The organism is Pandoraea fibrosis, assembly GCF_000807775.2.
GTDB classification, from domain to species: domain Bacteria; phylum Pseudomonadota; class Gammaproteobacteria; order Burkholderiales; family Burkholderiaceae; genus Pandoraea; species Pandoraea fibrosis.
On the sequence record NZ_CP047385.1, the window covers coordinates 3,609,473 to 3,620,540 of the forward strand.

At 63.0% G+C, this 11,068-nt stretch carries 13 protein-coding genes; 6 read left to right on the forward strand and 7 right to left on the reverse strand.

What is annotated here, in order from left to right:
- The first annotated feature begins 7 nt into the window (after positions 1 to 7).
- The 6 genes from PI93_RS15870 (at position 8) to PI93_RS15895 (ending at position 4,800) form a co-directional block, all read left to right on the forward strand.
- Positions 8 to 193, forward strand: a complete 186-nt coding sequence (locus tag PI93_RS15870; protein ID WP_039375691.1) for a hypothetical protein — start codon at positions 8 to 10, stop codon at positions 191 to 193.
- 101 nt (positions 194 to 294) lie between these two features.
- Positions 295 to 711 carry an alternative ribosome rescue aminoacyl-tRNA hydrolase ArfB gene (gene arfB / locus PI93_RS15875; protein ID WP_039375690.1) on the forward strand — a complete coding sequence of 139 codons (417 nt, stop codon included), beginning with the start codon at positions 295 to 297 and terminating at the stop codon, positions 709 to 711.
- A gap of 114 nt (positions 712 to 825) precedes the next feature.
- Positions 826 to 1,122 (forward strand): helix-turn-helix transcriptional regulator, encoded by a 297-nt coding sequence (locus PI93_RS15880; RefSeq protein ID WP_039375688.1) that lies wholly within the window; start codon positions 826 to 828, stop codon positions 1,120 to 1,122.
- A gap of 35 nt (positions 1,123 to 1,157) precedes the next feature.
- The gene (locus PI93_RS15885) at positions 1,158 to 2,453 is read left to right on the forward strand and encodes a type II toxin-antitoxin system HipA family toxin (protein ID WP_039375686.1); all 1,296 of its coding nucleotides are present in this window, start codon (positions 1,158 to 1,160) and stop codon (positions 2,451 to 2,453) included.
- Between the two features lie 159 nt (positions 2,454 to 2,612).
- Positions 2,613 to 3,179 carry a DUF2239 family protein gene (locus PI93_RS15890; RefSeq protein WP_052241006.1) on the forward strand — a complete coding sequence of 189 codons (567 nt, stop codon included), beginning with the start codon at positions 2,613 to 2,615 and terminating at the stop codon, positions 3,177 to 3,179.
- A 190-nt stretch (positions 3,180 to 3,369) separates the two neighbouring features.
- On the forward strand, positions 3,370 to 4,800 hold the full coding sequence (locus PI93_RS15895; RefSeq protein ID WP_080759425.1) for an MATE family efflux transporter: 1,431 nt from the start codon (positions 3,370 to 3,372) through the stop codon (positions 4,798 to 4,800).
- Here the strand turns inward: PI93_RS15895 and PI93_RS15900 are convergent.
- The 7 genes from PI93_RS15900 to PI93_RS15930 all read right to left on the reverse strand — a co-directional run bounded on the left by PI93_RS15900 (position 4,698) and on the right by PI93_RS15930 (position 11,049).
- Complete coding sequence (locus tag PI93_RS15900; RefSeq protein ID WP_039374452.1) at positions 4,698 to 5,912, reverse strand: MFS transporter; 1,215 nt, start codon at positions 5,910 to 5,912, stop codon at positions 4,698 to 4,700. The genes PI93_RS15895 and PI93_RS15900 overlap by 103 nt on opposite strands.
- A 456-nt stretch (positions 5,913 to 6,368) precedes the next feature.
- A complete protein-coding gene (locus PI93_RS15905; RefSeq protein WP_039374451.1) occupies positions 6,369 to 6,611 on the reverse strand; it encodes a ChaB family protein in 243 nt (80 codons plus the stop codon).
- A 98-nt stretch (positions 6,612 to 6,709) separates the two neighbouring features.
- Positions 6,710 to 6,865, reverse strand: a complete 156-nt coding sequence (locus PI93_RS15910) for a DUF3309 family protein (protein ID WP_039374450.1) — start codon at positions 6,863 to 6,865, stop codon at positions 6,710 to 6,712.
- A 312-nt stretch (positions 6,866 to 7,177) separates the two neighbouring features.
- Positions 7,178 to 7,609 (reverse strand): PRC-barrel domain-containing protein, encoded by a 432-nt coding sequence (locus PI93_RS15915; RefSeq protein ID WP_039374449.1) that lies wholly within the window; start codon positions 7,607 to 7,609, stop codon positions 7,178 to 7,180.
- Between the two features lie 67 nt (positions 7,610 to 7,676).
- Positions 7,677 to 8,036: a BON domain-containing protein gene (locus PI93_RS15920; protein ID WP_039374448.1), complete on the reverse strand. Its 360-nt coding sequence runs from the start codon at positions 8,034 to 8,036 to the stop codon at positions 7,677 to 7,679.
- 225 nt (positions 8,037 to 8,261) lie between these two features.
- Entirely contained in the window at positions 8,262 to 9,218 is a 957-nt protein-coding gene (locus PI93_RS15925) for a BON domain-containing protein (RefSeq protein ID WP_158453295.1), read from the reverse strand.
- A 286-nt stretch (positions 9,219 to 9,504) separates the two neighbouring features.
- The gene (locus PI93_RS15930) at positions 9,505 to 11,049 is read right to left on the reverse strand and encodes a sensor domain-containing diguanylate cyclase (protein ID WP_052241005.1); all 1,545 of its coding nucleotides are present in this window, start codon (positions 11,047 to 11,049) and stop codon (positions 9,505 to 9,507) included.
- Positions 11,050 to 11,068: the final 19 nt, after the last annotated feature.

An 11,068-nucleotide genomic window follows, 5' to 3' on the forward strand; every position in this document is an offset into this window, starting at 1 on the left:
TGACCCCGTGGCAGCGGCAGTCACCATCGGTGTCTCGGCCGCGATCATCGGCTCGACGGTTGCCTCGATACCGCCCAGTTGCGTGAGCACCGTGGTCAATAACGTCGCTTATCAACACTGCGGCGGGACGTGGTATCAGCCCGTCTACTCAGGCACGACCGTCCAGTTCGTTGTGGTTGCCGCACCGCGCTGACACGTAGGGCACGCCTTGTTCTGATGGCGCCGGAGATGAATTCCGGCGCCATCGGTCCAGCATGCTTGTAGGCAGGACAGCGAGAACGTTATCCTTGCCTCATGAACCGTCGCATTCTTATCGCTCCCGAAGACGTCGAACTCACAGCCATGCGCGCGCAAGGCGCCGGTGGTCAGAACGTCAACAAAGTTTCCAGCGCCATCCATCTCCGCTTCGACGTGATGCGCTCGTCCTTACCCGACGACGTCAAATTCCGGCTGCTGTCGCGCCTGGATCATCGCATCACTCAGGACGGCATCATCGTCATCAAGGCACAGCAGCATCGCTCTCAGGAACTCAACCGGGCCGATGCGCTTGCACGCCTGCAAGCGCTGGTCGATGCCGCTGCCGTATCGCCGCGCCGCCGCGTGCCGACACGCCCCACCCTCGGTAGCCAGATGCGTCGCCGGGATGCCAAGCAAGGCCGCTCCCGCGTCAAAGCGTCGCGAGGCAAGGTTCAGGCTGGCCGGGAAGATTGATGCTAATAACTATTATCTTTTATTGACGAAAGATATTTATTGTTATCTTTTTCGTGAAATGTGCCAAATGAAATGCTAAGATAAAGCATCATTTCCTGACAAAAGCATATCATCATGAGCTTCATGGAATCACTGGTGGTGGCCCGCAAAGATGCCGCCATGACACAAGCGGAACTCGCCGATCGGGCCGGATTGTCGCGCATGACCGTACAGAAAATGGAGTCCGGCGCGCTCGACCCGCGCATGTCGACCGTGCTGGAAATGGCGCGCGCTCTTGGGCTCGAACCCATGCTCGTACCGGCCAGCCTGCGTCAGGAAGTCGAAGCCTTTCTTCGCTCTGGCGGTAAATACCTCGCACAGCCCAGCGGCGTTTCCGCACCGCCTTCCATCGTCGAGACGCTCGCTCGCTAATCCGCTTTCCCGCGCTGGCTCCCGGATCTCTTCTTATGAACATCAAATATCTGCGCGCCTATCTGCACATGCCCGACGGGACACGTCGGGCCATCGGCTATCTGTCGCAATACGGCGACATACTGCGCATGTCGTTCGACGAGGACTACATTGCCGATGCGCAACGGCCGGTGCTCTCGCTGGCGTATCGCGGTGCCAATGAGACCGCGACGCGGGAGATTCTCGCGTCGCCACAAGATGCGCGTCTGGTGCGCACCGACGGCCGCTGGCCCGTATATTTCGAAAATCTGCTGCCAGAGGGTCATAACCGCGAACGCCTGGCAGCCGAGCGCCGCTGCAGTCCGGACGACGAATTCGAGTTGCTCGCCGCCGCCGGTCACGATCTGATGGGCGCGCTCGAAGTCGAGCCTGTGCCCGCGCGCGAGGGCGTGCCGGATGTCGTACACCGCTGGCATACGGCCCTCGGCCTCGAAATGGTGGAGCCGGGTTTCGTCGACACCCCGGTGGAAGACGCCGCCTCATTACCCGGTGTGGTGACCAAGTTCTCCGCGATTCGCGACGGACGTCGCTACATCGTCAAACGCCAGGGGCGCGCGGGCTCGGTCATTCTCAAGCTGCCGACGACACGTCATCCGGATCTCGTCGAGAACGAGTTCACGGGGTATCGGCTGTGCGAAGCCCTCGAGCTGGATTGCGCGAAGGCCGAGATCATTTCGCGACGCGATGCCGACTTGCCGGAGCAGGTGCCGTTCGAGCATATTCTCGCCGTGCCTCGATTCGACCGGCTGCCCGACGGGCGGCGCGTACACATGGAGGAATTCGCGCAGGTGCTGCAATATCCGCCACGCAGCAAGTACGGTCGCGGGCTCGATATCGACTACTCGACGATGTTGCGGGTGCTCGACCAACTGTCCGGCGAACCTGTGCGCGATGTGCGCGAGTTCCTGCGACGCCTGATTGCCTTCATCCTGCTCGGCAACACCGACGCCCATCTCAAGAACTGGGCGCTGACCTATCCCGACGCCCACACGCCGCAATTGGCACCGGTCTACGACCCGGTCTGCGTTGCCGCTTTTTTCCACGATGTCCCCGAATCTCACTACGGTGTGAATCGGGCCATCGACAAGACGTTGCGGGCCTTCGACTGGAACGCGCTGGAAGGTCTGCTCCGAGGTGCCGGGCTGCTGCGCGTCAGCCGGTTGACGGCCATTGCACGTGAAACCGTGCGCGAAGCGCAGGCCAAATGGCCCGCGCTGCTCGACGACGCGCCGAGCGCCGTGCGCGCCACCGTGCTCGAACGTCTGAGCGGCGGCGTTGCCCTGACGGCCTGACATACCGTCTCAACAGCTTTCCCACCTCTCAAAAATATTACCCGGGTGATATTGCAATTCAAATAACACCCGGGTAATATTCGCCGGTACCGACAATTGCTATCGCTACCGGAGTCTTCTGTGCCCGCCCATTCCCTCGGATATACCGTCTTTCGCGACATGCGTCGTATCGCGTCGGGCTCGCTCGCCGATGCGGCCATTGCCTTTCAACAGGCGATGATTGCCGATCCTCACGCTTGCGTCCTGATCTTCGACAACCTGACCGGAGACACGCGCGATGTCGACGTGCGCGGCTCGGCGGCCGACATTCGGGCGCGGTATCCCACGCCGACAGTAAGCGCGGCACCGGCCGTACCCGATGAGGCGCCGGCCAAAGGGCGAGGCCGCCCCAAGCTCGGCGTGGTCGCGCGCGAAATCACGTTGTTGCCGCGCCACTGGGATTGGCTGTCGGAGCAACCGGGCGGGGCGTCCGTCGTGTTGCGCAAGTTGGTGGACGAGGCACGTCGCAAGCACGCTGGGCGAGACCTGCTGCGGCGCGCACAGGAGCGGGCCTACAGCTTCATGTCCACCATCGCGGGCGATTTGCCCGACTTCGAAGAAGCGTCGCGTGCGCTCTTCGCTCACGACATCGACGCGTTGGGCACTCGCATCGCCGGCTGGCCTGAGGACGTCCGCACCCACTTGCTGCGACTCGCGTCCACGGACGATCTTGTCGACGCCGCCTAAGGCGGCTTGAGGCAACATGAGGCGGCTTTGACTTAAGCCGATCTCAAGCCGACCGACCAGGGGCGTGCATCACGCCCCGACTCCCTGATTTCACTGCTCACCGGGCGGCCCGCCGCCCCGGATAGGGCACCGCTTTGCCTGTCGTTTGTATCCCCTTTCCGTTCATGACATGACTCAGGAAACTCAGACCATGACGCAACAAATCTCCACACCTCCAGCGCCGCCGCGGCCACTCTGGCGCACGTGGCTCATGATCGCCGTGCCGATGATGCTGACCAATGCGCTCCAATCCATTGCGGGCACGGTCGACGGCATCTACCTCGGCCACCTGATCGGCATCGACGCGATCGCTGCGGTCTCGGCGTTCTTCCCCGTCTTTTTCTTTCTGCTGGCTATCGTGATCGGCCTGTCGGCCGGTGCGACGGTCATGATCGGACAGGCGTGGGGCGCACGCGACCTGGCCCGGGCGAGAAACATCGCCGGCACCGCGCTTGTGATGATGTGCGTGGCAGGTGCCGTCATCAGTGTCGCCGGCGGCCTGTTCGCCACACCGCTCATGCGGGCCCTCGGCACGCCCGCCAGCGTGTTCGACGCCGCAACCGACTACGCGCGCTGGATGCTCATCGGCATGCCGATCGTGTTCTTGCTCTGGCTGACGACCTCCATGAGTCGCGGCACGGGCGACGCGATCTCGCCGCTCTTCACCTTGTTGATTGCGACGATGCTCTCGCTCGGCTTCACGCCAGCGTTCATCTACGGGTGGGGCCCCTTCCCCCGGCTCGGCGTTGCCAGCGCCGCGGCGTCGACACTGCTTGCCTTCGCCATTGCGCTGTTGTGGATGGCGACTGACTGGCGTCGCAAATCACACCCGCTCGCGCCCAATCGGGATCTGTGGCGCGCCGTTCGCTGGAATCCGGCACTGGCACGCGGCATGTTGCGCATCGGAGTGCCGGCAGCCCTGCAGATGTTCACGATGGCCATCGCCGAAATGGCACTCCTCGGCATGGTCAATCGCCATGGCGCGAACGCCACCGCCGCCTACGGCGCCGTCACCCAGGTGATGAGCTGGTTACAACTCCCCGTCATGACGCTGGGCATTACCGCATCGATTCTCTGCGCACACGCCATTGGCGCAGGTCGCAGCGAACGCATCGGCGCCATCGTGCGCACCGGCTTTCTCTGCAACCTCGTCTTGACGGGAAGTCTGATCGTGCTGGTCTGTCTTGCCGCCCCCACCATCATGCGCGGCTTTCTGACGGACCCGACGGTACTCGCGCTCGCCACGCACCTGCTCTATATCGTGGCGTGGAGCGTCATGCTGATGGGCATGACGGCGATCATGGTCGGCGCCATGCGGGCGAGTGGAAAGGTGTGGATACCGATGTTGCTTGGCGTCGTCGGGCTACTGGGGATCGAAGTGCCCGCCGCGCTGGTTTTCGAGCGGATCGCCGGACTCACCGGGATCTGGTGGGCGTATCCGCTCGCTTTCGTCGCGATGTTCGCGATGCAGGGCCTGTGTTATCGCGCCTTCCGGCGGGCATCGTGCCGCGCCCAGAAGAACATCAGCATGCCGGCACAGGACAGCAAGACACCGACCCAACCGGTCGACGTCCAGCCGTAACCGGCAGAAATCGCCACGCCACCGAGCCACGCACCGGCGGCGTTGGCCATATTGAATGCCGAATGATTGAGCGCCGCCGCCAGTGTCTGGGCTTCCCCCGCGACATCCATCAGACGAATCTGCAAGGCCGGTCCGATGATGATGATGGTGCCGATGGCCAGCACGTTGACACCCGCCAGCCACGGACTTGCCGACGTGAAGGTAAACGCGCCGAGCAGGAGCGCCGACCAGATCAGTGTGCCGCCGATCGCGCGCATCAGCGATGCCGCTGCCACCAGACGCGGCCCCACGACGGTGCCCGCCACCATCCCCACGCCAAACAGCGCGAGATAGAACGGCACCCAGGTTTCGGGGACACCCGCCACCTGCATGAGCGTCGGCTTGATATAGCTGAACACGGCGAACATGCCGCCGAAACCGATGGCGCCGATGCCCAACGTAAGCCACACCTGCGAGTTGCGCAGGGCATTCAACTCGCGCAACGGGCTCGCCCCGTGCGGTGCCGGAGCATTCGGCACCCAGCGCCAGACCATCACTGTCGTGATGGCGCCAATGATGCCGACCAGCACGAACGCGGCACGCCATCCGAGCCACTGACCGAGGCCGGCGGCCAACGGCACACCGAAGAGCGTCGCCAGCGTCAGACCGAGCATGACCTGCCCCACGGCGTGAACACGGCGATGCGGCGGCACCAGCGACGCCCCGACCAGTGCCGCGACACCGAAATAGGTGCCGTGCGGCAAACCGCTGAGAAAGCGCAGCACGATCAGCGCGAGATAGTTCGGCGCCAGCGCGCTCGCTAGATTGCCGACGGCAAACATCGCCATGAGCGCAATCAGAAACGCGCGACGCGGCAAGCGCACCCCCAACACGGCGAGTAATGGCGCACCGATCACGACACCCAGCGCATAGGTGCTGATCGCATGTCCGGCTTGCGGGATGGTGATGTTCAGACCGTGGGCTACATCGGGCAACAGACCCATGATGACGAATTCGCCCGTTCCGATACCGAAGCCGCCCATGGCGAGCGCCACGAACGAAAGCCAGACGGGAATGGACGACTGAGGCACTGCTTCGGCAGCCTCAGCAGGCAGAATTTGGGGGGCACTCATCGGGATTCGGGATGACAGCCACTGCGGGACGGCGGGTGCCCGCAACGGCAAAGGAAACGGCATCGGGTACTGCACCGGCTACCAATGTCGATCGATGTCGAACCATCGGAGCAGCCCCGTTCAAGGATGCCGATTTTACGCCAGACGAACCAATCCTGCAGCGAGCGCGCTGCAACGCAACATCATCAAAACTTCACACTGACGCGCAACTCTCCTCGAAATGGCAAATTTCACCTTGCAACGCAATAGACATGCCGCCTCGACCCAATCCTGCCCGGTAGATCCGCCGTGCCCATAAAAAAACCGGCCCAGTGGGTGGGCCGGTAAGCTACGGTTGCGCTCCGGCTGCGGGAACCGGAGGCAACCGTATTGGGGGGCAACGGTGAACGGCCTATTTCTGCATGCGACGGGCAGCCGATGACGCCATGGCATGTGCGCCGTTCCCGGAAATGCCGATCAGTGATGCGACTTCTTCGCGTGCCACTGACCGGACTTTTCGTCCTTTTCGTAGGTCGACTTCACCGCGGTCCAGGCCACTTTGTGTGCCGTTTCTTCGCGCGATTCATGACCACGACGCTCGCCGGGATCGCGGTACTCGTCCCAGGCGGAATTGAACGCCTTGAGGTAAATCTCCTGGGCATGCGCCGGCAAGTGATCCTTGACGCTTGCCGGCAGATCGTGAGTCTGACGATAAGGCATGGCGGTGTCTCCTTGCATACGGCCCCCGAGGTCAGGCGGAGGCCGTTGGTGAAACTTCGGTCATACCGGCGAATCGCATCAGGCGAGTATCGCCGGCGTCAGATGTGCCCCATGAGCACCAGTACCAGCACGATCACAACGACAAGCCCCAGACCGCCGGACGGGTAGTAGCCCCACCCTCGGCTGTGCGGCCACGCAGGTATCGCGCCGATCAACAACAGAATCAGAACAATCAACAAGATGGTGCCAAGCATGACTTTCCTCCCTTGCCGATCCGACCATTAGCAGTGCGTGCGCACCAGAGCCGTTATGCCCCGCACTCCCCACTTTCCACGGCAACGTATTTACCAGGAGGCCGAAGCGGCGGCTCTTCCACTGGAGGATCCAGCGGTCTGTCAGGCGGGGGCATCGGCGTCGGTTCGTCCTCGTCGGGAGGGGTCTTCGGCGGCGGTGTCCCCGGCGGCTTGCCTGGGTCGTAAGGCTCAGGCAAATGTGCATACAGGCCGGGGGCCTGCGTCAGCCGGCAGATTTCAATGGGTCTCGGCATGAGCAAAATTTCTCGCGGCTCAATGCCAATACGGGTCGACGGTGTAATACGTGTGCACCTGCTCGGCCCAATGCAGGTCGGCCATGCTCGGCCAGTGATCTTTGTCGAAGCCCGGCGCCTTCTTGAGCGCTTCCTTGTCGATGTCGAGAATGAAGCGCTTGTTTTCGACGTCGAGCTGCAACGCGTGCCACGGAATGGCGAACAGCTTGTCGCCCATGCCGAGAAAGCCGCCGAACGACAGCACGGCGTAAGCCACCGTACCGCGTTGCACATCGAGCATGATGTGCTTGACCTTGCCAAGGCTCTCGCCGGCAGGGTTCACAACGTCTTCGGCGTCGAGCGTGTCGGCGGCCATCACCGACGGCCCGGGGCCGTCAGGCAGCTTATGGGACGCACCTACGATGCGCGCGCCTGGTTGGGCCATCGGGCCTCGACCGGTTTGCATAGTCATGATTGTCTCCTTCGTCCAGTGAAGTCGAGGCGCGGGAATTCGCGCCATCGACGTGGCGAAATCCGCGTTACTTCATTACCTTGATGTCGTCCTTGACGTCGACCACACCGTCAACCCCCTTGACCGTGTCGACCACGAGGGTACGTTGCGCCGACTGCGGTACCGAGCCGGTCAGATGCACGACGCCCTGATGCGTGGTCACGTGAACCTTCGTCGACGGCACGTCCTTCTTGGCGAGCAGCTCGGCCTTGACCTTTGCAGTCAGCGCCGAATCGTCGATCTTGCGGCCGGTGTCGCTCATGACGCCGCTGGCGCCGGAGTTATCGGCGATCTTGATGATGCCGCCCTGATCGAGGGCATGGGCAGCGATACCCGTCGTTGCAAGTGCGCCCGCCATGATGAGTTTGAGCAGATTCGATTGTTTCATTGTTGACCTCCCGAAATTGAGTCGTCACATCGGTGGCATTGCTGCCTTGGGTGTCACCTCCTGCACGCGAGCGTGCGGCACCCTGCGACGACCGAGTCATTGGTGAACCCTCTTCTCACCCGGAGATACCCGGTCCTGCCTTGCTTCGGAATCCAGTGCGCGAGTCATGCGAAACCACGCTCCCGCGCCCCGGATCTCCGGATGTCCTAAACCGCGTGCTGTCCGTCAGATCTTGTGACCTTCCTGGCTCTCGCCCGGACGGCTCATCGCCTTGTCGCGCCGCTCGTGCAGCCGGTTGTCCACGCCACTTACACCGGCGACTTTCGAGACCACCGTCTGCACCACATGCTGCATCCAGCGCTCGGGGACATGGCCCGTGAGCAACACCAGTCCGGATGCCACCGAGATATCGACGTGCGAGACGTCGAGATCGCGGGCCTGCGATAACGCAAGGCGAACGGCGTCGCGAACTGCGATGTCGGTGGACGACGGGCCACGCGAGCGGGCGTGAACGGTGGCATTTGCCATCTCTTGCGGCTTGCCCCTCACGCTCGTCTTCGCGTGCCCTGCTTCGTCGCCACCACGGCCCTTGCTCCCTGTGGCCTGCCCGGCCTCGCCTGACATTGCTTTGCGTTCACTATCGTTGCGCTCAGGTGACGCTTCAGCCCCCTGCGTACCCTCTGGCCAGTCGACGTGTCGCGATTGCGACGGACTCCTGACGGGTGAGACGGCGTCCAAAGCGTCGCGGCCAGTACCTGCGTAGTCGTCATGCGGGCCGTATGCGCTTTGCCGGCCAAAGCGGGGATGTGCGCCCGGCGCAGCATTCGCCGGCCCGTAACCGCTCTCCTCGCCGTGCGCGATCTCCGGGGCATACCCGTGACCACCGCCAACCTGCGTGTCGCCCTTGCCCATCTTGCGTTGCTTCGCATCGGAGGCGCCCAGCCATGCCGGATCGTTCTGCGTCTGAGCATGCGCCGTCTGCGCATCGCGAGCCGCCGACTGCCGGGCTTCGTGCGTTTGTGCATCCGCAGCGCTTTCCGATGACGACGGCGCCGACGCTTGCGCGCCGTTCGTCTCGGCGTCACCGTCTTCATGCGTCAGTGCGTGCTGCTCGTGCTGCGCCCCTGCGTCCACCGTCCTGTCCTGAGACGACTTCCGCGCTGGGGGGATACGCTTCGCCATGACAACCTCCTCGACTGCCGTCCGTGCTGTGGTAACTGGCACCGAACTTGTTGAAATCGATTGTAGATAGCCGGTTTCATCCGGCGAATCGGCGATATCTGAAAGATGTGTAGGCGGACGCTGGCAAGCGAGGCAGCATCGCATTGACGGTGATCTTCAGGCGGAAAATTCGACTAAAAATCAATGACTTGAAAAATCCAGCGAAGGGAGTTTGGAAGGAAAGAAATTTGGCATCGGCGAGAAATACGTACGGATGCCGTCAGCACCATCGGACAATTCCTATGAATTAGCCATTCGGCGCGGTGTCGTCCTTCGGGGCCACGATGACCCGGTTGCGGCCGGTTGCCTTGGCGCGATAGAGCGCCTCGTCCGCGGCCTTGACGAGAACGTCGACGGCTTCCTTGCCTTGCGGCGAGCGGCAAGCCACGCCGACACTCACCGTGACATGCCCGAAGTCGCTCGACGCATGCTCGAGGTTGAGCCGGTCGACAGCCAGACGAATGCTCTCCGCCACTTTCTGCGCCCCGAGCGTGTCGGTGTCCGGCATGACGGCGATGAACTCTTCTCCGCCATATCGCCCTGCGGCATCGGACGGGCGTTGCAGCGCCGCCGCAATCGCACCGGCCACTGCGGCAAGCGCGGCATCGCCCGCCTGATGCCCATGCGTGTCGTTGTAGCGCTTGAACCAGTCGATGTCGACGAACGCCACCGCCATCGCCCGACCCGACCGACGCATGCGGCGCCACTCGTTGGCGAGAATCCTGTCGAGCGAACGCCGGTTCGACAACCCGGTCAGCCCGTCCGTGCGGGCCAGCAGACGCAATTCCTGCTCTGCCCGCAGGCGGCGCCGCAACTGGGCCGCCAGCAGCATCGAGGCGCCGACGAACCCCGCATTGAGCAAGAGAAACAGACCACCGAACTCGATCACCCGCTGATGCCAGGGCGCAAGAATCTCTTCGCTCGACGTCACGACGATCAGGGTGAGCGGCACGTTGTTCAAGAACCGGCGCGACATCAGGCTGTCCCGGCCGAGGAAGCGAATGGGAAAGATACGCCGCTCGTCTCGCCCAGGGGGGATGGCTTCATAGCGCCCGGTCTGCGCCATGGTGAGCCCGATCACGGAAGCGTCGTAAGGCTTACGCATCAGAATGGCGCCATCCTTGCCCAGCAGCAGAATGACCCCTTGCCGCCCGACTTCGATGTGATTGAACAGATTGCGGAAATATTCGATATCGACGGACAACGACACCACGCCCCCGAACGAGCCATCCGGGCGCGTAATGCGTCGGCTGAGCACCATGGTCGGGGCGTTGTCTCGCAGGCGAGACTGGATGAACCCGCTCACGAACAGCCCGGCATGCGGATCGTCGCGGTGCACCGTGAAGTAATCCCGGTCCGAAAAATTGAAATTCCGGGGCATCTCGCTGGACGCATCGATGACGATATTCCCATTTTCATCGAGGACCACGAGCGAGCCGATGTAGCGCGATGCCCCCGCCCGCTCGAAGATCAGCTCACGGCGCAGCGCAGAGGGAAGCGCCTCAACGTCGGCGCGCGCGAGCAGCTTCACCACGGCATCGAGCGAGGCCTCGTAGAGTTGGAAATTCAACTCCAGATCGCGCTCCATCACCTCGACGATGTTGCGCTGGTTGTCCGACGCGCGGGCGAGCACGAGCAAGCGTCCCTCGTACAGCAGGGCCACCGCGACCGCCAGGACCATGACCGAGATCCCGACGCCACTCCAGACAATCAATGTCGGCGTCCGGGATAGCCAACGCACCACCGCAGCCAACGCCAGTGCCGTGCGTGCTCGCCACCGCTGAATCGACATGCGCCCAAACTCCCTTCTC